Origin of the sequence: Paracoccus sp. SY (assembly GCF_002901215.1) — a bacterium.
Lineage (GTDB): Bacteria > Pseudomonadota > Alphaproteobacteria > Rhodobacterales > Rhodobacteraceae > Paracoccus > Paracoccus acridae.
The window spans coordinates 39,448-57,816 of the sequence record NZ_NWMQ01000005.1; the positions used below are offsets into that span (position 1 = coordinate 39,448).

Here is an 18,369-nt window from a genome sequence, read left to right on the forward strand (position 1 = left end):
GCAGGGCCGGCTTCCAAGCCGGACTGGAACGAACGGGGGTGCGCGTGATCGAGATGCGGGATGTCGGCTTCGGCTATCACGGGGGGGCCGAACTGCTGTCGAACATGACGCTGACCTTGCAGCCGGGCATGTTCCATTTCCTGACCGGCCCGTCGGGGTCGGGCAAGACGACGCTTCTACGGCTGTGCTATGCCGACCTGCTGCCCACCTCGGGGCAGATGGTCGCCTTCGGCGAGGATCTGCGGCAACTGACGCGCGACGGCATCGCCGATCTGCGCCGCCGGGTGGGCGTAGTCCATCAGGACACGCAGTTCCTGGATCACCTGCCGGTGGCCGAAAACGTCGCCCTGCCGCTGTCCGTGTCGGGACAGCCCGTCGATATGGAGGCGCTGCGCGACCTGCTGGGCTGGGTGGGCCTGACCCATCACGCCCGCGCCATGCCGCCGTCCCTGTCAGGGGGCGAAAGGCAGCGCGCGGCGCTGGCGCGCGCGGTGATCCTGTCGCCCGACCTGGTGCTGGCGGACGAACCGACGGGCAACCTGGACTGGGACATGTCGGTCCGCCTGATGCAGTTGCTGATCGAGCTGAACAAGTCGGGCAAGACGGTGCTGGTCGCGACCCACGACCTGAACCTGATCCGCGCGACCAAGGCGCAGGTCGCCGCGCGCGTGCTGCGGATCGCGAACGGGACATTGAATCTTGCGGGGGCTGATCTGTGATGCGGGCTGATTTCCGGGGCTTGAACCTGAGGGCGCTGTGGCAGGGCCTGATGCGCGATGGCGGATCGGGCGACCGGATCGTGCCGCCCACGGGATTTACTGCGCATCTGACGCTGTTTTCGGCGGGTGCCATGGCCTTTCTGGCGGTCTTTGCCCTGGCCCTGGCGCTTGCGACGGGGCGGCTGGCGGATCGCTGGGCCAGCGAACTGGCGGGATCGGTGACGGTCCGGGTCAGCGCGCCATCCGGCGAACAGGACGCGGCGACACGGGCGGCGATGCAGGTGCTGTCCACCACGCCAGGGGCGGGCCAACCCCGCCTGCTGCCCGCGGACGAGGTTGCCGGCCTGCTTGCCCCCTGGTTCGGCCCGGACATGCCGGTCGATGCCCTGCCGGTTCCGTCCCTGATCGACCTGCCCATCGCGGGCGAGGATTTCGATGCCGAAGGATTGCGCCTGCGGCTTGAGGCCGAGGCACCGGCCGCGACGCTTGACGACCACACCGAATGGCGTCGCCCGCTGGTAACGGCGGCGAACCGCCTGCGGATGCTGGGCATCGTGTCGCTGTTGCTGATCGCGGCGGCTTCCGCATCCATGATCACGCTGGCCGCCAAGGCGGCGCTGGCGGCGAACGGGCAGGTGATCCGGGTGCTGCGCCTGATCGGCGCGCGCGACATCACCATCGCCACGGCCTTCGTGCGCCGCTTCACCAAGCGTGCCGCCGTGGGCGCGACGGTCGGCACGCTGTGCGGCATGGCGGGGATCGCCATGCTGCCGGGCATGAATGCCGCGGGCGGGTTCCTGACCGGGCTGGGCTTTCAGGGCTGGGGTTGGCTGCTGCCGCTGCTGATCCCGGTCGTGGCCGCCGCCGTGGGCTTCTTTGCGACACGCTGGGCGGCGCTGAAGATGCTGGGGGCCGTTCGATGAACAGCCGGGCGGCGTCGCCGGTGCCCGGTCCGCTGTCGGTCTGGCAACATGTGCAGAACGCCCTCTATTATCTGCATGTCGCGCTGGCGACGGTCGTGATCGGTCTCTTCGGCCTGCCCTTGCTGCTGCGGCATGGCCGGGCGGGCGCCAACCGGGTGGCGACGCGCTGGATCGGATATATGCTCTGGGCCGCCAAGCTGCACCTAGGCGTGACCTGCGAAGTGCGCGGCACGCCGCCCACGGAAGACTGCATCATCGCCGCCAAGCACCAGTGCTTTCTGGATATCCTGGTCATCGCCCATGCCGTCCCCCGCCGCGCCTTCATCATGAAGAAGGAAGTGATGCATGTGCCGATCATGGGCTGGTATGCCCGCAAGGTCGGCTGCATCCCCATCGACCGCGCAAAGGGCCGGGACGCCATGCGCGCCATCTCCAGCGAGATCAACCAGAGGATCGCGGGCGACGGGCTGGGCCAGTTGATCATCTATCCCGAAGGCACGCGCACAAGGCCCGGCGAACGCCGCCCCTACAAGCACGGGGTCAGCACGATCCGGGGTGCGACCGGGCTGCCGGTGGTTCCGGTGGCGGTCAACACGGGGCTGTTCTGGCCGCGCAAGGGATGGGGCATCCGCCCCGGCCGCGCCGTGGTCGAGTTTCTTCCCGTTGTCCCCCCCGAAGTCCCGGCCGAGGGTTTCGTCCCCCGGCTGGAGGCCGAGGTCGAGACCCATTCCGACCGGCTGATGGCCGAGGCGGGATTTCGCGCCCCGGCCATCTGAGGATCGGGCAGGCCTTATCGCCACGCACCGTCCGGGCGCCCCCGGTCGATCTCTGTGCAGGCGGCGGGCAGTCCTTTGCGGCGCCGGATGGCGTTGCGGCATTGGCTTGGCCGGAACTTGTGGAACGCGGACAATGCGGCGCGGTGCCGAGGCCGCAGGGACACGACGTGCTGGCACAGGCGCGCAAGGATCCTTGAGGAGGCAGAGGCGTCGCGCAGCCTGGCGCGCGGCGCGCAGGGCGGGACCAGCGGCACGATCAAGCTTGATTCCACCCCGATGATCCGGCCTTACATCATGCCCCATGTCATGCGGCGGCCTTCGCCCCACGGGGCGATGATCGGCCGCATTGGGGGAATTATCCGCGCCGTCGCGCAGGATCGGTTCAGCGGGCCAGTCAGCGTGGAACAGGCTGGATGCCGGTCGCCAATCAGGCGACCAGGCTTTTCGATCCCATGTCCAGGAATTTCTGCCGCCGGTCACGGATCAGGTCGGCCGGCTTCTTGCCCTTCAGGTCCGCCAGCATCGCGGCGATTTCCTGGCCCACGGCCTCGATGGCGACGGCAGGGTCGCGCTGCGCGCCGCCCACGGGTTCCGCGATGATGCGGTCGATGACGCCCAGCTTCTTCAGATCCTGGGCGGTCAGTCGCAGCGCCTCGGCCGCCTCGCGCATCCGTTCGGCGTCCTTCCACAGGATCGAGGCGCAGCCCTCGGGCGAGATCACCGAATAGATCGAATGTTCCAGCATGGCGATCCGGTTGGCCGTGGCGAAGGCCACCGCGCCGCCCGATCCGCCTTCGCCGATGATGACGCTGACCAGCGGCACGCCGATTTCAAGGCATTTCTGGGTGCAGCGGGCGATGGCCTCGGACTGCCCGCGTTCCTCGGCGCCCTTGCCGGGATAGGCGCCGGGCGTGTCCACAAGCGTGATGACCGGCAGATTGAAGCGATGCGCCAGATCCATCAGCCGGATCGCCTTGCGGTATCCCTCGGGGCGGGCCATGCCGAAATTGTGGTGGATGCGCGTCTTGGTATCGTTACCCTTCTCGTGCCCGATCACCACGCAGGGCGCGTCGTTGAAGCGGGCAAGGCCGCCCATGACCGCATGGTCGTCGCCGAATGCCCGGTCGCCCGCAAGAGGCGTGTATTCGCTGAACAGCGCGTCGATATAGTCGCGGCAATGGGGGCGGTCGGGATGGCGGGCGACCTGGGTCTTCCGCCAGGGGTCCAGGGTCTTGTAGAGGTCGCGCAGCAGTTCGCCCGACTTCTTGTCCAGTGCCGCGGCCTCTTTCTCGACGTCCACGGTGTTTTCGGATTTGCGGGCCAGGGCGCGAAGCTCCTCGGCCTTGCCCTCGATGTCGGCAAGCGGCTTTTCGAAATCCAGATAGACCATGCGGGGTGTGCCTTCGGGTGTGTTCGGGTGTGCGCCCCTATATGATCGCGCGGCAACGGGATTGCAACGCGGCACCGGGGGTTTCACACCCCCGGACCCCGTGGGATATTTGAACCATAGTGAAAGCGCTGCGTCAGGGCAGGATCTCGACGGTCGTGCCAATGCGGGCGGCGGCGTAGAGTTCGCGGATTTCCGCGTCGCTGACGGCGATGCAGCCCGCCGTCCAGTCGCCGGGCAGGGTTTCGCCGTCGGGCCGCTGATTGGGCTGGCCGTGGATGAAGATGTCGCCGCCCGGGTCGATGCCGGACGCCGCGGCGCGGGCGCGGTCCTGCGGGCGCGGGTAATCGATGCCCAGCGACAGGTGATAGGCGCTTGCGGGGTTCACGCGGTCGATGGTGAAGCGGCCTTCGGGCGTCCTGCCGTCGCCCTGCCGGCGCTTGTCGCCATCCGGTTCGAAGCCGAGCGCGATGCGATAGGTTTTCAGCGGCTGACCGTCGCGGAAGGCGGTCATGCGGCGGGCGGACTTGCGGATCTCGATGTGATCGACGGGTCCGACCAGCGGCGCCGTGACCGGCGGGACGGGCGCAGGACGCTGCGGCGCCAGCATGATCCAGGCTGCCGCCAGCAGGAACAACGCCGTCAGCGCGGAAAAGAGGCGCCCGAGCAGCCTCATTGCAGGTCGGCGAAGGCCTGTTTCAGCCGTTCCACGGCCTCGGCCACGCGGGCGCGGGGGGTGGCGAGGTTGAAGCGCAGGAAATCCTCGCCCCCGGTGCCGAAGGTGGCGCCGTGGTTGGCCGCGATGCGGGCGGCCTTTTCGACGCGGGCGGTGAATTCCGCGGGCGTCATGCCGGTGCCCGAGAAATCGACCCAGGACAGGTAGGTTGCCTGCAGGGGCATGGACCGCAGGCCGGGGATCGCGTGGATGCCCGCGTCGAAGATCCGCCGGTTGCCGTCGAGATAGTCCACAAGCGCGTCGACCCAGGCCGCGCCCTCGGGCGAATAGGCAGCGGTGACCATGTCCATCCCGAAGAGGCCCGGAGAGATGCCGCGCGCCATCAGCGCCGCCTTGAAGCGGTCGCGCAGCGCCTTGTCCGCGATGATCGCGTTGCCGATATGGGCGCCCGCGATGTTGAAGGTCTTGGTGGCGGCGGTCAGCGTGACCAGCCGGTCCGCGATGTCCGGGCAGACGGTGGCGGTGACGCTGTGCCTGTAGCCGGGCATGACCAGGTCGCAGTGGATTTCGTCCGACACCAGGATCAGGTCGCGGCGGATGCAGAAATCGGCGACCTGGCGCAACTCCTCGGGCGTCCAGATGCGGCCGCCGGGATTGTGGGGCGAGCAGAGGATCAGCAGACGCTCGCATCCCGTCAGGCGGCTTTCCCAGGCGTCCCAGTCCATGCGGTAGAGGCCGTCTTCCTGCGCCAGCGGCAGTTCGACCAGTTCGCGGCCCGAGGCACGGATGACGCGGCCAAAGGCGTGGTAGACGGGCGACATCACGATCACGCCGTCGCCAGCTTCGGTATAGGCGTCAAGCGCCATCGCCACGCCGTTCACCAGGCCCGCGCAGGTCAGGATCCAGTCGGTGTCGATCTTCCAGCCGTGGCGGTTTTCCATCCACCAGCGGATCGCCTCCAGATAGGGCCGGTTCGCGCCGGGATAGCCGTAGACGCCGTGGGCCGCCACATCCTCGACCGCCCGCTGCACGGCGGCAGGGGGGCGGAAGTCCATGTCGGCCACCCACATCGCCAGCCCGCCATCATCGGGCGACACGCCATAGGCCCCTTGCATGTCGTCCCATTTGGAACAGCGGGTGCCCACGCGGTCGATGATCTCGTCAAAGTCGGGACGGGGATGGCTGTGCTGGTTCATGGTCCTGCCTGTCGCTGTTTCCCCATGCATATGCCGGTTGTTGCTTATGGTGAAGCCTTGCCCTAAATCGCGGGACATGAGCAGCCTGCGCCCCATCCTGATCCATCCCGACCCGCGCCTGAAGAAGGTCTGCGAGCCGGTGGCCCGCATCACGCCCGAGATCGAGACGCTGGCCGCCGACATGCTGGCCACCATGTACGACGCGCCGGGCGTGGGTCTGGCCGCGCCGCAGGTGGGCGTGCTGTCCCGCGTCTTCGTGATGGACGCCACCCGCGACCCCGAGGCCGAGCGCCGCCCGTTGGTGCTGGTGAACCCCGAGGTGACCTGGGAATCCGATGAGCTGAACACCTATGAGGAAGGCTGCCTGTCCATCCCGGATCAATATGCCGATGTGACCCGACCGAAACAGGTGCGGCTGCGCTGGCTGGGCCTGGACGGCAAGACGCATGAGGAAGAGTTCGACGGGCTGTGGGCGACCTGCGCGCAGCACGAGCTGGACCACCTGAACGGCGTGCTGTTCATCGACCACCTGTCCGCCATCAAGCGCCAGATGATCACGCGCCGCATGGTCAAGCTGAAGCGGGAAAAGGGCCGCGCGTGACCGTCCGGCCCTTCCTGCCCTATTCCGACCGCCGCCTGCACATCCCGGCCGATCCGGTCGAGGCCGTGACCGAGACGGTGCGGATGATCTGGGACGACATGGTGGACACAATGGAGGCGATGCCGGGCGTGGGCCTTGCCGCGCCGCAGATCGGGATCATGCTGCGGCTGGCGGTCGTGGATGCGTCCGAGAAGCGGGGGCAGGCGGTGCGCATGGCCAACCCCGAGGTCTTGCACGCCAGCGTCCAGTTCCGCAGCCATGACGAGGCCAGCCCCAACCTGCCCGGCGTCTTTGCCCCGGTCAGCCGACCGCGCGCGGTGACGGTGCGCTTCCTGAACGAGGCGGGCGAGGTCGAGGAGCGCGATTTCGTGGGCCTGTGGGCCACCAGCGTGCAGCACCAGATCGACCATCTGGACGGGCGGATGTATGTCGATCACCTGTCGCCCCTGCGGCGCAAGATGCTGGTCGCGAAATCGGCGAAGCTGGCGCGGCGGTGACCGCCGGGGGCGCTTCGCCCCCCGGACCCCCCGAGGATATTTGGACACAGAAGATGAGGGCAGGATGCGCGTGATCTTCATGGGAACGCCCGAGTTTTCGGTGCCGGCCTTGCGGGCGATCGCCGCGCGGCATGAGGTCGTGGCGGTCTATTCGCAGCCGCCGCGGGCCGCAGGGCGGGGGCAGAAGCCCCGGCCATCAGCCGTCCATCGTGCTGCCGAGGAACTGGGGATCGAGGTACGAACGCTGCTACGATTGCGCGATGCGGCGGATCAGGCGGATTTCGCGGCCCTGCGGGCGGATGTGGCGGTGGTGGTGGCCTATGGGCTGATCCTGCCGCAGCCGGTGCTGGATTCGCCGCGGTTGGGATGCCTGAACATTCATGCCTCGCTTCTGCCGCGCTGGCGGGGGGCGGCGCCGATCCATCGGGCGGTCATGGCAGGGGATGCGGAAACCGGCGTTGCCATCATGCAGATGGAGGCGGGGCTGGATACCGGGCCGGTGCTGGCCGAGGCGAGGACCGTGATCGGGGCCGAGGAGACGACTGCCGACCTGCATGACCGTCTGGCGGCGATGGGGGCGGACCTGGTCGTGGATGTGCTGGATCGGCTGCCGCTGCCCGCCGTACCGCAGGCCGCCGAAGGCGTGACCTATGCCGCCAAGATCGACAAGGCCGAGGCGCGGGTGGACTGGACCCGCCCGGCCGCCGAGGTGGACCGGCTGATCCGGGGCCTGTCGCCCTTTCCCGGCGCCTGGTGCGAGATCGCGGGCGAGCGGGTGAAGCTGCTGCGCAGCCGGGTCGTTGCGGGGCAGGGCGCGCCGGGAGAGGTGCTGGAAGGATTTACCATCGCCTGCGGCACTGGCACGGACGAACTGGGTGCGGTCGAGGTGCTGGAGGCGCAGCGGTCGGGGAAAAGGCCGATGTCGGCCCGGGAATTGCTGCGCGGATGGGAGCTTCCCACACGGTTGGATTAGGCCGGGCGGGGTAGAACCCCATCCGGCCGGAACAGAGCGCGTCAGATCGCGCCGTGGCAGTGCTTGAACTTCTTGCCCGATCCGCAGGGGCAGGGATCGTTGCGCGACGGGTTGCCCCAGGTGGCGGGGTTCTGTTCGTCAAAGCCCGCGACCACGGGCTGGGGCTTGTCCGCATCGTCGTCGGACTGGCGCTCGGCCCCATGCTCCATCGTCAGGTGTTCCTGCGCGGCCTTCTGCTGCTCGGCCATCTGGCGCAGCATTTCCTCGCGCTCGGCCTCGGTCAGGGGGCGGATCTGCGCAAGGCGCTGCGTCACGTCGAACCGCAGCCCGTCCAGCATGGTCTCGAACAGCTGGAAGGCTTCGGTCTTGTATTCCGACAGCGGATCGCGCTGCGCATAGCCGCGGAAGCCCACGACCGAGCGCAGGTGTTCCAGCGTCAGCAGGTGGTCGCGCCATTTCTGGTCGATCATCTGCAGCAGCACCTGCTTTTCGATGTTACGCATGTTTTCCGGCCCGAAGGCCTGCGCCTTGTCGGCCATATAGGTATCGGTCGCCTGCTCGATCCGTTCGCGCATCGCGTTCTGGTCCACGCCTTCCTCGGCCGCCCAGTCGGTGACGGGCAGGTTCATGTTCAGCCGTTCACGGATGGCAGTTTTCAGGCCGTCCAGGTCCCATTGTTCGGGATAGGATTTCGGCGGCATGAATTCATCGACCAGATCGTCGATGACCTGGTGGCGCATGTCGGCGGCGATCTCGTCCACCTCGGCGCTGTCCATGATCTCGCGGCGCTGGCTGAAGATCGCCTTGCGCTGGTCGTTCATCACGTCGTCGAATTTCAGCAACTGCTTGCGGATGTCGAAGTTGCGGCCCTCGACCTTGGCCTGGGCGCGTTCCAGGGACTTGTTGACCCAGGGGTGGACGATCGCCTCGCCTTCCTTCATGCCCAGGGTGGACAGGACCTTGTCCAGCCGTTCGGATCCGAAGATCCGCATCAGGTCGTCGTCCAGCGACAGGAAGAACAGCGACCGGCCGGGATCGCCCTGGCGGCCCGAGCGGCCGCGCAGCTGATTGTCGATCCGGCGGCTTTCGTGGCGTTCGGTGCCCAGCACGAACAGCCCGCCCGAGGCCAGCACCTTTTCCTTGTCCGCCGCGTGTTCGGCTTCGATCCGGGCCCGGATTTCGTCGGGGTTCGCCTCGGGGTCGGCGGCAAGCGCCGCCAGCACCTTCATTTCCACGTTGCCGCCCAACTGGATGTCGGTGCCGCGGCCGGCCATGTTGGTGGCGATGGTGACGGCGCCGGGCTTGCCCGCGTCGGCCACGATCTGGGCCTCGGCCTCGTGCTGGCGGGCGTTCAGGACATTGTGGGGGATGCCCTGCTTTTTCAGGATCTCGGACAGCATCTCGGACTTCTCGATGCTGGTGGTGCCGACCAGGGTCGGCTGGCCCTTGGCATGGGCTTCCTTGATCGCCTCGACGACGGCTGCGTATTTTTCCTGCGCCGTGCGATAGACGCGGTCATGTTCGTCCTGGCGCGCGATGCCGCGGTTCGTTGGAACCTCGACCACGCCCAGCTTGTAGATTTCGGCGAATTCCTCGGCCTCGGTCGCGGCGGTGCCGGTCATGCCCGCCAGCTTGTTGTAAAGGCGGAAGTAGTTCTGGAAGGTCACGCTGGCCAAGGTGACGTTTTCCGGCTGGATGGTCACGCCTTCCTTGGCCTCGATGGCCTGGTGCAAGCCATCGGACAGGCGGCGGCCCTTCATCATCCGGCCGGTGAATTCGTCGATCAGCATCACCTCGCCGTCGCGGACCATGTAGTGCTGGTCCTTGTTGAACAGCTTCCAGGCGCGCAGGGCCTGGTTCGCGTGATGGACGATGGTGGTGGATTCCGGGTCATAGAGCGTCTGGCCCTCGGGCAGGATGCCGTCGGCTTGTAGGCGGGTTTCTAGGAACTCGTTGCCTTCCTCGGTGAAGGTGGCGTTGCGGGCCTTTTCGTCCAGCTTGTAGTGTTCTTCGGTCAGCAGCGGGATGTACTGGTTCAGCGTGACATACAGTTCGCTGCGGTCCTGGCTGGGGCCGGAGATAATCAGCGGCGTCCGCGCCTCGTCGATCAGGATACTGTCCACCTCGTCCACGATGGCGAAGTTGTGACCGCGCTGGACCATTTCCTCGACGCTGCCCTTCATGTTGTCGCGCAGATAGTCGAAGCCAAGTTCGTTGTTGGTGGCATAGGTCACGTCGGCGGCATAGGCCTGACGTTTTTCGGGTTCCGCCTGGAAGGGATAGACGACGCCCGTGGTCATGCCCAACTGGCGGAAGACCTTGCCCATCCAGTCGGCGTCGCGTTTCGCCAGATAGTCGTTGACCGTGACGACATGGACGCCCTTGCCGGTCAGGGCGTTCAGATAGGCGGGGAAGGTCGCGACAAGGGTCTTGCCCTCGCCCGTCTTCATCTCGGCGATGTTGCCCTGGTGCAGGAAGATGCCGCCCATCAGCTGCACGTCGAAGGCGCGCAGGCCCAGGGCGCGGCGCGCGCCCTCGCGGCAGTTGGCGAAGGCTTCGGGCAGGATGTCGTCCAGGCTTTCCCCCTGGGCCACGCGTGACTGGAACTCGCGGGTCTTCTCGACCAGCTGCTGGTCGGTCAGCGGGCGGAACTGATCCTCCAGCGCATTGATGCGGGCCACCAGCCCGCGCGTTCCCTTGACCTTGCGGTCATTGGGGCTTCCAAAGACCTTCTTCGCCAGATTTCCGATGCCGAGCATGTTACCTTCGCAATCACGTTGTTGGGAAAGGCGGTGTCTGCCGGGCTATTGCCGCGACCTGCCGCATTGCCGTATCAGGGGCCTGAACGAAAGCGGCGGCAGCGCCTTCCACGGAGTTGGTCCGGGATCTATGCGCCGCCCGCCCCACTGTCAACGCTGGCCCGTGCCCTGGGCCGCACGAGCGAAGGGATCCCCATGCTGAAGACCTCGATTCTGGCCGCCTTGCTGGCTGCTGCGCCGCTTGCCGTCCTGGCGCAGGACAAGGGCGCCGACACGGTCGTCGCGACCGTCAACGGCACGCCCATCACCCTGGGCGAGATGATCGTGATGAAGCAGGCCGCAGCCCAGGATCCCCAGATGGCCGAGATGGGCGACGGCGCCCTGTACGAGATCATGCTGGACCAGTTGATCCAGCAGACCGCCGTGGCCGATGCCGGCCAGGAAAACGCCGGCGTGCGCGCGCAACTGGAAATCCAGCGGCGCAACACCCTGGCCGCCGCTGCGATCACCGAGGTCACCAAGAACCAGCCGACCGACGAGGAAATCCAGGCGGCCTATGACAACCTGTTCGCGGCCGAGGAACCTGCGACCGAATATTCCGCCGCCCATATCCTGGTCGATACCGAGGAAAAGGCGCGTGAGATCAAGACGCAGCTTGATGGCGGCGCGGATTTCGGAACGCTGGCCGAACAAAGCTCGACCGGGCCCAGCGGACCGAACAAGGGCGATCTGGGCTGGTTTTCCGCCGACCAGATGGTCAAGCCCTTCGCCGATGCCGTCAGCGCGATGGAAAAGGGCCAGATCTCGGATCCCGTGCAGACCGAATTCGGCTGGCACGTGATCAAGCTGAACGACACCCGCCTGCGCGAGGCCCCGGCGCTTGACGAGGTGCGCGACCAGATCAGCCAGATGGTCCTGCGCGACAAGGTCCAGGCCGAGATCGAGCGCCTGACCTCGGAAGCGACGGTCGAGAAGGTCGAGGGCATCGACCCCGCCCTGATGAACAAGACCGAACTGCTGGAGGCGCAATAATGGGCAAGGCCGGGCTTCCCGTTTCACCCCTGGCCCCAGCCCGCTTTCCCGACCTGCCGGTGATCGAGGGCGTGGAATTCGCCAGCGGTGCCGCAGGTGTGAAATATCAGGGCCGCACCGACGTGACGCTGATGCGCATCGCGCCCGGATCGACGCTGGCGGGGGCCTTCACCCGGTCCTCGACCCGCGCGGCCTGCATCCTGGACAACCAGGCGAAGCTGGCCGGGGGCGGCGATGCGCCGCAAGGCGCGGCGATCATCGTCAATTCCGGGAATGCCAATGCCTTCACCGGCGCGCGGGGCCAGGAATCCGTGGATGCGGTGACGGGCGCAGTGGCTGCCGCGACGGGCGTCCCGGCGGATCGGGTCTTTTCGTCCTCGACCGGGGTGATCGGGGAACCGCTGCCCCATGACCGGATCATCGCCATCGTCGATGACCTGGCGGCATCGCTGGAGGCCGGCGGCATCGCAGACGCGGCCCGTGCTATCATGACGACCGACACCTTTCCCAAGGGCGCCTCGGCCACGGTGGCGGGCGAGGGTGGAGAGATCCGCATCGCCGGCATCGCCAAGGGATCGGGCATGATCGCGCCCGACATGGCGACGATGCTGGTCTATGTCTTCACCGACGCCACCATCGCGGCCCCGTTGCTACAGCAGGCGCTGTTGTCGGGCCTGGACAGGACCTTCAACGCCATCACCGTGGACAGCGACACCTCGACCTCGGACGCGCTGATCCTGGCCGCGACCGGGCGCAGCAAGGCCGCGCCGATCACCACGCTGGACAGCGGGGCAGGCGCGGGTTTCGTGACGGCGCTGCATGGGGTCATGCGCGAACTGGCGCAGCTTGTGGTCCGCGATGGCGAGGGCGCGACGAAATTCGTCGAGGTGCAGGTGACGGGCGCGGCATCGGATGCCGATGCCCACAGGGTCGCCATGGCCATCGCCAATTCGCCGCTGGTCAAGACCGCCATCGCGGGCGAGGACGCCAACTGGGGCCGCATCGTCGCCGCCGTCGGCAAGTCCGGTGCGCAGGCCGACCGCGACCGGCTGACGATCCGCTTCGGCGACATGGTCCTGGCCGAGAACGGCTGGCGTTCGCCGTCCTATGACGAGGCAAAGGCCAGCGCCTACATGAAGCGGCAGGATCTGGTGATCGCCGTCGATCTGGGACTGGGGCAGGGGGCGCGGACCGTCTGGACCTGCGACCTGACCCACGGCTATATCGACATCAACGCCGATTACCGGTCGTGAAGACGGTTCTTGTTGCCGCCGTCGCGCTGATCGACGCCGACGGGCGCGTGCTTCTGGCACAGCGCCCGGAAGGCAAGTCCATGGCGGGCCTGTGGGAATTTCCGGGCGGCAAGGTCGAACCCGGCGAAACCCCCGAGGCCGCGCTGATCCGCGAACTGCACGAGGAACTGGGCATCGACACCTGGACCTCCTGCCTAGCGCCGCTGACATTTGCGAGCCACGCTTATCCCGATTTCCACCTGCTGATGCCGGTCTTTGCATGTCGCCGCTGGCAGGGAATTCCGCATCCTCGGGAAGGACAGAAACTGGCCTGGGTCAGGGCCAGGGATTTGCGGGATTACCCCATGCCGCCTGCCGATGTTCCGCTGATCCCGATGCTGCAACTGTGGCTTTGAGGTCGCAGATCGGCGGTCATCTTTGCATTTTGCCCGCAAAATGCCGCGGCTCGCTGCTTCGTTAAACCAATGGTAACCATTTTATGGCAATATAGTTCCAGAGGGTACAAGAGGGCTTGACATGATTCGGACAATTTCGATCGGCAGCCACATCCTCGTTCAGGGGCTTTTCGAATGTCTCGCCCCTAACGGGAACATGGTGGTCCGCATTGGCACACGCACCTTTGAAGGGAAACCGGTCACGCGCTGACCTGGGTTCAAAGGCACCACGATGAATGCAGAAGGGGCGGCCAACAGGCCGCCCCTTTTCTGTTCCGGGTCCGGGCGCCGCCTTACAGCGTGCGCTCGACCTCCTCGCGTTCGAAGATCTCGATGACGTCGCCCTGGCGGATGTCGTCATAGTTTTCGAAGGCCATGCCGCATTCCTGGCCCGAGATGACTTCCTTCACCTCGTCCTTGAAGCGCTTCAGCGTCTTCAGCGTGCCTTCGTGGATCACCACGTTGTCGCGCAGCAGGCGCACGCCCGCCGAACGGCGCGCCACGCCTTCGGTAACCAGACAGCCCGCGACCTTGCCGACGCCCGTGACCTTGAAGACCTCGCGGATCTGGGCATAGCCGATGAAGTTCTCGCGCACCTCGGCCGACAGCAGGCCGCTGGCCGCTGCCTTGATGTCGTCCACCAGGTCATAGATGATCGAGTAATAGCGGATCTCGACACCCTTCTGGTTGGCCGAATTGCGGGCCGGGGCATTGGCGCGGACATTGAAGCCGATGACCGGGGCGCGGCTCGCCTCGGCCAAGCCGATGTCGGATTCGGTGATCGCGCCGACGCCGTAATGCAGGACGCGGACGCGCACTTCCTCGTTGCCGATCTTTTCCAGCGCCTGGACGATCGCCTCGGCCGAACCCTGCACGTCGGCCTTCACGACCACGGGCAGTTCGGCCACGTTCTCGTCCGCCTTGGCCTTGGCCATCAGCTGTTCCAGCGTGGTCGCGGCACCGGCTGCGGCGCGCTTGTCCTTGGCGGCCTGGCTGCGGTAATCCGCGATCTCGCGGGCCTGGGCCTCGGTCTCGACCACGTTCAGCACGTCGCCCGCTTCGGGCGTGCCGTTCAGGCCCAGAACCTCGACCGGGACCGAAGGACCGGCTTCGTCCACGCGATCGCCCTTGTCGTTGATCAGGGCGCGCACCTTGCCCCACTGCTCGCCCACGACAAAGATGTCGCCGCGCTTCAGCGTGCCGTTCTGCACCAGGACGGTGGCCACGGGGCCACGGCCCACGTCAAGCTGCGCCTCGATCACCGCACCTTGCGCGGCGCGGTCGGGATTGGCCTGCAATTCCAGGATCTCGGCCTGAAGCGCGATGGCTTCCAGAAGCTCGTCCAAGCCCTTGCCGGTCTTTGCCGATACCTCGACGTCCTGCACGTCGCCGGACATCTTTTCGACCACGACTTCCTGATGCAGCAGCGCGGTGCGCACGCGGTCGGGATCGGCCGTGGGCTTGTCGATCTTGTTGATCGCCACGATCATCGGCACGCCTGCGGCCTTGGCGTGGTTGATGGCCTCGACGGTCTGCGGCATCACCGCGTCGTCTGCGGCAACCACCAGCACCACGATATCCGTGACCTGCGCGCCTCGCGCCCGCATCGAGGTAAAGGCGGCGTGGCCCGGCGTGTCCAGGAAGGTCAGCACGGCGCCGGATTCGGTCTTCACCTGATAGGCGCCGATATGCTGGGTGATGCCCCCGGCCTCGCCCGACACGACGTTCGCCTTGCGGATCGCATCCAGAAGCGATGTCTTGCCGTGGTCCACATGGCCCATGATCGTGATGATCGGCGGACGCGGCCGCAGATCCTCGTCGCGGTCCTGGACCGTGTCGATGACCTGTTCGACGTCTGCATCCGATACACGGACGGCCTTGTGGCCGAATTCCTCGATCACCAGTTCGGCGGTGTCGGCGTCGATGGCCTGGTTGATGGATACCATCATGCCCATCTTCATCAGCGACTTGACCACGTCCGCAGCGCGTTCCGCCATGCGGTTGGCCAATTCGGAAACCACGATGGTTTCGGGCAACTGCACGTCGCGCACCTGCTTTTCGGTGCGCACGTTGCCCATCGCCTTCTGCCGGGCACGGTCCTGCTTGCGCTTCATCGCGGCCAGCGAACGCTGACGCCCGCCTTCGCCGTCAAGCGCCTGGTTCAGCGACAGGCGGCCAGTGCGGCGGCTGTCCTCGGCCTTGGCCTTGGCCTTGGCGTCGCTGTCGCCGCCGCTGTCGCGGCGGTCGCGGTCGGTGCGGCGCGGGCCGGTGGCGATGCCGGGCTTCTCGGCGCGGGACGCGGCGGCCTCGATCGCGGCGCGGTCGGGCGCGGCCGGACGGGCGCCAGCCGGACGGGCGGCAGGGGCGGCGGCACGGGCCGGGCGTTCCGCGGGTTTGGGTTCTTCCTTGCGCTTGGCGGCCTCGGCCGCCTCGCGGGCGCGGCGCTCGTCTTCTTCGGCCTTCAGGCGCAGGGCTTCCTCGCGTTCGCGGTCCTCGCGCTCCTTGGCCTCGATCTCGGCCCGGCGGCGTTCGCGTTCTTCCTCGCGCGCCTTCTCGTCGGCGGCACGCTGGGCGGCTTCTTCGGCCTCGCGGGCCTTGGCGGCGGCAAGCGCCTTCAGCCGGCGCTCCATCTCGGCGTCGGAAATGCCCGCCGGGCGCTTGGAGGGGTCGCCCGCCATCCGCGCCGTCAGCGGGTTCTTTTCCTTCTGGGCATCCGTCATCTGCGTGGCGCCCGGCTTGGGCACCACGACGCGCTTGCGCTTGGTTTCCACGACAACGCTCTTGGTGCGGCCATGGCTGAAGCTTTGCTTGACCTGGCCCGAACGGCCGCTGCCGCCGAGTCCCAGGGTCGATTTTCCGTCTTTGTCGCTCATCTGCGTCTTCATTCCTTCCCGGCCGCCGTATTGCCGCCGTCATGCCCGCGCAGACCCGTCAGTCTGCCGGCTTCCAAGATCACCTTGTCCGTCAGTCCACCCGCCGCAAGCGCGCCGTGTATGACATGATCGCGCCCGAAGGACAAACCCAATTCTGATGCGGTCAGGCAACCGAACCAGCGTCCGCCCGTAGGCGTCCACAGCTTGCCCTTGCCGCGATCCGACCCGTCGCTGGCCTGCAAAAGCACCTTTGCGCGCCCTTCGGCCAGCCAGCCCTTGACCTTTTCGAACCCGGCCACCGCACGGCCCGACTTGCGCGCCAGCGACACAAGTTCGACCAGCCGACGTGCCACGCCCGCCTCGACCAGATCGGCCAGGCCTTCGGGGGCCTTGACCGGAGCCTTCGCGGCACGGGAGAACAACCCCTTGGCCGCCGCCTTGTCGATGGCCGCGCGATCCGCGCTGACCCAGATGCCGCGACCCGGCAGCTTTTCCGCCAGATCCGGCACGACCTGGCCATCCGGCCCGGCCACGAAACGGATCAGTCCAGCCTTGGGCTGGACTTCCCCGGTGACGATGCAGCGCCTTTCGGGCTGATCGTTATCCTTGATGCGACCACCGCGACTCAAGCGGGCAAATCCGGGGCATCACGCCCCGGCCTCCTCGTCGATGTCGTCGCCGGCTTCGGCGTCGTCACTGCTGTTCAGTTCCTCGGGATCGACCCAGCCCAGCATAACGCGGGCGGTCATCACCATGTTCTGCGCTTCTTCCAGCGTCACCTCGAACGGTTCCAGCAGTCCTTCATCCTTGACGCGCTGACCGTTCACGGTGGTCCAGCCACCGGCCAGTTCCCAGTCGGCGCAGGTCGCGAAATCTTCCAGCGTCTTGACGCCGTCCTTGGCCAGTGCCTCTACCATCTGGGGGGTCAGCCCCTCGAATTCAATAAGGCTGTCCTCGGCCCCCAGGGCACGGGCGCTTTCAAGCGCGGCCTTGTTCCGGGCCTCCAGGACGTCGCGGGCGCGGGCCTGCAATTCGGATGCCGTGCCTTCGTCCACGCCCTCGATGGACAGAAGCTCGTCCAGATCGACATAGGCCACTTCCTCCAGGTCGGTGAAGCCTTCGGCGACCAGAAGCTGCGCGAAGAACTCGTCCAGATCCAGGGCGTCCATGAACAACTGGGTGCGGGCGTTGAATTCGGCCTGGCGGCGCTTGGATTCCTCTTCCTCGGTCAGGATGTCGATATCCAGGCCGGTCAACTGGCTGGCCAGGCGCACGTTCTGGCCGCGACGGCCGATCGCCAGGGACAACTGCTCGTCGGGAACGACCACCTCGATCTTGTTGGCCTCTTCGTCGAAGACGACCTTGCTGACCTCGGCGGGCTGCAACGCGTTGACCAGGAAGGTGGCCTGGTCGTCGTTCCAGGGGATGATGTCGATCTTCTCGCCCTGCAATTCGCCCACGACGGCCTGCACGCGGCTGCCGCGCATCCCCACGCAGGCGCCCACCGGGTCGATCGAGTTGTCATAGCTGATCACGGCGATCTTGGCGCGCGAACCGGGGTCGCGGGCCACGGCCTTGATCTCGATGACGCCGTCATAGATTTCCGGCACCTCCATCTTGAACAGCTCGGCCATGAACTGCGGATCGGTGCGCGACAGGAAGATCTGCGGCCCGCGCGATTCGCGGCGCACGTCCTTGACATAGGCGCGGATGCGGTCGTTCGGGCGATAGCTTTCGCGGCCGATCTTCTCGTTGCGGCGCAGGATCGCCTCGCCGCGGCCCACATCGACGATGATGTTGCCGTATTCCTCGCGCTTGACGACGCCGTTGATGATGGTGCCCGCGCGGTCCTTGAATTCCTCGTACTGGCGGTCGCGCTCGGCCTCGCGGACGCGCTGCAGGATGACCTGCTTGGCCGATTGCGCGGCGATGCGGCCCAGTTCGACGGGAGGCACCTGATCCGTGATCTCATCGCCGACCTGCGGGTTGTCCAGATAGGGGCGGGCCTGCTCGACGGTCAGCTGCGCCTGATAATTCTCGACCGCGTCATCCTCGACCACGGTGCGGACGCGGGTGAAGGTCGCGTTGCCGGTCTTGCGGTCGATCTTGACGCGGATGTCCATCTCGGCGCCGTAACGCGACTTGGCGGCACGGGCGAGGCTGTCCTCCATCGCCTCGATGACCAGCTCGGGCTCGATCATCTTCTCGCGCGCGACGGCTTCGGCGGTCTGCAGCAGTTCCAACTGGTTGGCAGAGGTGATTGCCATCAC

16 protein-coding genes are annotated in these 18,369 nt (G+C 66.9%); 9 read left to right on the plus strand and 7 right to left on the minus strand.

Features of this window, described 5'->3' with window-relative positions:
* The first annotated feature begins 44 nt into the window (after positions 1-44).
* The 3 genes from CK944_RS06140 to CK944_RS06150 are packed head-to-tail and all read left to right on the plus strand — an operon-like array spanning position 45 to position 2,418.
* The gene (locus tag CK944_RS06140) at positions 45-719 is read left to right on the plus strand and encodes a cell division ATP-binding protein FtsE (RefSeq protein WP_103172305.1); all 675 of its coding nucleotides are present in this window, start codon (positions 45-47) and stop codon (positions 717-719) included.
* Positions 716-1,642, plus strand: coding sequence for an ABC transporter permease (locus CK944_RS06145; protein WP_103172174.1), 927 nt, complete (start codon positions 716-718; stop codon positions 1,640-1,642). Before CK944_RS06140 ends, CK944_RS06145 begins: the two co-directional genes overlap by 4 nt.
* The gene (locus CK944_RS06150) at positions 1,639-2,418 is read left to right on the plus strand and encodes a 1-acyl-sn-glycerol-3-phosphate acyltransferase (RefSeq protein ID WP_103172175.1); all 780 of its coding nucleotides are present in this window, start codon (positions 1,639-1,641) and stop codon (positions 2,416-2,418) included. Before CK944_RS06145 ends, CK944_RS06150 begins: the two co-directional genes overlap by 4 nt.
* A 427-nt stretch (positions 2,419-2,845) precedes the next feature.
* On the opposite strand, the gene CK944_RS06155 is transcribed toward CK944_RS06150, so the two are convergent.
* From CK944_RS06155 to CK944_RS06165, 3 genes are all read right to left on the minus strand, one after another.
* Positions 2,846-3,808, minus strand: a complete 963-nt coding sequence (locus CK944_RS06155; RefSeq protein WP_103172176.1) for an acetyl-CoA carboxylase carboxyltransferase subunit alpha — start codon at positions 3,806-3,808, stop codon at positions 2,846-2,848.
* Between the two features lie 133 nt (positions 3,809-3,941).
* The gene (locus CK944_RS06160) at positions 3,942-4,481 is read right to left on the minus strand and encodes a murein L,D-transpeptidase family protein (protein WP_103172177.1); all 540 of its coding nucleotides are present in this window, start codon (positions 4,479-4,481) and stop codon (positions 3,942-3,944) included.
* On the minus strand, positions 4,478-5,677 hold the full coding sequence (locus tag CK944_RS06165) for a MalY/PatB family protein (RefSeq protein ID WP_103172178.1): 1,200 nt from the start codon (positions 5,675-5,677) through the stop codon (positions 4,478-4,480). The genes CK944_RS06160 and CK944_RS06165 overlap by 4 nt, the downstream gene beginning before the upstream one ends.
* 76 nt (positions 5,678-5,753) lie before the next feature.
* Between CK944_RS06165 and def (CK944_RS06170) the strand changes: the two genes are divergently transcribed.
* The 3 genes from def (CK944_RS06170) to fmt all read left to right on the plus strand — a co-directional run bounded on the left by def (CK944_RS06170) (position 5,754) and on the right by fmt (position 7,748).
* Entirely contained in the window at positions 5,754-6,278 is a 525-nt protein-coding gene (def, locus tag CK944_RS06170) for a peptide deformylase (protein WP_103172179.1), read from the plus strand.
* Complete coding sequence (def, locus tag CK944_RS06175; RefSeq protein WP_103172180.1) at positions 6,275-6,775, plus strand: peptide deformylase; 501 nt, start codon at positions 6,275-6,277, stop codon at positions 6,773-6,775. The genes def (CK944_RS06170) and def (CK944_RS06175) overlap by 4 nt, the downstream gene beginning before the upstream one ends.
* A 64-nt stretch (positions 6,776-6,839) precedes the next feature.
* Complete coding sequence (gene fmt, locus CK944_RS06180) at positions 6,840-7,748, plus strand: methionyl-tRNA formyltransferase (protein ID WP_103172181.1); 909 nt, start codon at positions 6,840-6,842, stop codon at positions 7,746-7,748.
* 41 nt (positions 7,749-7,789) lie between these two features.
* On the opposite strand, the gene secA is transcribed toward fmt, so the two are convergent.
* Positions 7,790-10,507 carry a preprotein translocase subunit SecA gene (gene secA, locus CK944_RS06185; RefSeq protein ID WP_103172182.1) on the minus strand — a complete coding sequence of 906 codons (2,718 nt, stop codon included), beginning with the start codon at positions 10,505-10,507 and terminating at the stop codon, positions 7,790-7,792.
* A gap of 195 nt (positions 10,508-10,702) precedes the next feature.
* On the opposite strand from secA, the gene CK944_RS06190 reads away from it, so the two are divergent.
* The 3 genes from CK944_RS06190 to mutT are packed head-to-tail and all read left to right on the plus strand — an operon-like array spanning position 10,703 to position 13,187.
* Positions 10,703-11,539 carry a peptidylprolyl isomerase gene (locus tag CK944_RS06190; protein WP_103172183.1) on the plus strand — a complete coding sequence of 279 codons (837 nt, stop codon included), beginning with the start codon at positions 10,703-10,705 and terminating at the stop codon, positions 11,537-11,539.
* A complete protein-coding gene (gene argJ / locus CK944_RS06195) occupies positions 11,539-12,792 on the plus strand; it encodes a bifunctional glutamate N-acetyltransferase/amino-acid acetyltransferase ArgJ (protein ID WP_103172184.1) in 1,254 nt (417 codons plus the stop codon). The genes CK944_RS06190 and argJ overlap by 1 nt, the downstream gene beginning before the upstream one ends.
* Positions 12,789-13,187: an 8-oxo-dGTP diphosphatase MutT gene (gene mutT / locus CK944_RS06200; protein WP_103172185.1), complete on the plus strand. Its 399-nt coding sequence runs from the start codon at positions 12,789-12,791 to the stop codon at positions 13,185-13,187. Before argJ ends, mutT begins: the two co-directional genes overlap by 4 nt.
* Positions 13,188-13,519: 332 nt before the next feature.
* On the opposite strand, the gene infB is transcribed toward mutT, so the two are convergent.
* From infB to nusA, 3 genes are read right to left on the minus strand one after another with little or no spacing between them, the layout of a single operon-like run.
* Entirely contained in the window at positions 13,520-16,099 is a 2,580-nt protein-coding gene (gene infB, locus CK944_RS06205; RefSeq protein ID WP_103172306.1) for a translation initiation factor IF-2, read from the minus strand.
* A gap of 8 nt (positions 16,100-16,107) precedes the next feature.
* Positions 16,108-16,728 carry an RNA-binding protein gene (locus CK944_RS06210; RefSeq protein ID WP_103172186.1) on the minus strand — a complete coding sequence of 207 codons (621 nt, stop codon included), beginning with the start codon at positions 16,726-16,728 and terminating at the stop codon, positions 16,108-16,110.
* Between the two features lie 18 nt (positions 16,729-16,746).
* Positions 16,747-18,366: a transcription termination factor NusA gene (gene nusA / locus CK944_RS06215; RefSeq protein ID WP_103172187.1), complete on the minus strand. Its 1,620-nt coding sequence runs from the start codon at positions 18,364-18,366 to the stop codon at positions 16,747-16,749.
* Positions 18,367-18,369: the final 3 nt, after the last annotated feature.

Bases quoted from the DNA above. Each gene is read 5' to 3' on its own strand.
- CK944_RS06150 (WP_103172175.1), top strand. From the start codon at position 1,639: ATGAACAGCCGGGCGGCGTCGCCGGTGCCCGGTCCGCTGTCGGTCTGG.
- CK944_RS06165 (WP_103172178.1), bottom strand. From the start codon at position 5,677: ATGAACCAGCACAGCCATCCCCGTCCCGACTTTGACGAGATCATCGAC.
- def (WP_103172179.1), top strand. From the start codon at position 5,754: ATGAGCAGCCTGCGCCCCATCCTGATCCATCCCGACCCGCGCCTGAAG.
- infB (WP_103172306.1), bottom strand. From the start codon at position 16,099: ATGAGCGACAAAGACGGAAAATCGACCCTGGGACTCGGCGGCAGCGGC.
- CK944_RS06190 (WP_103172183.1), top strand. From the start codon at position 10,703: ATGCTGAAGACCTCGATTCTGGCCGCCTTGCTGGCTGCTGCGCCGCTT.
- secA (WP_103172182.1), bottom strand. From the start codon at position 10,507: ATGCTCGGCATCGGAAATCTGGCGAAGAAGGTCTTTGGAAGCCCCAAT.
- argJ (WP_103172184.1), top strand. From the start codon at position 11,539: ATGGGCAAGGCCGGGCTTCCCGTTTCACCCCTGGCCCCAGCCCGCTTT.
- CK944_RS06160 (WP_103172177.1), bottom strand. From the start codon at position 4,481: ATGAGGCTGCTCGGGCGCCTCTTTTCCGCGCTGACGGCGTTGTTCCTG.
- fmt (WP_103172181.1), top strand. From the start codon at position 6,840: ATGCGCGTGATCTTCATGGGAACGCCCGAGTTTTCGGTGCCGGCCTTG.
- nusA (WP_103172187.1), bottom strand. From the start codon at position 18,366: ATGGCAATCACCTCTGCCAACCAGTTGGAACTGCTGCAGACCGCCGAA.
- CK944_RS06155 (WP_103172176.1), bottom strand. From the start codon at position 3,808: ATGGTCTATCTGGATTTCGAAAAGCCGCTTGCCGACATCGAGGGCAAG.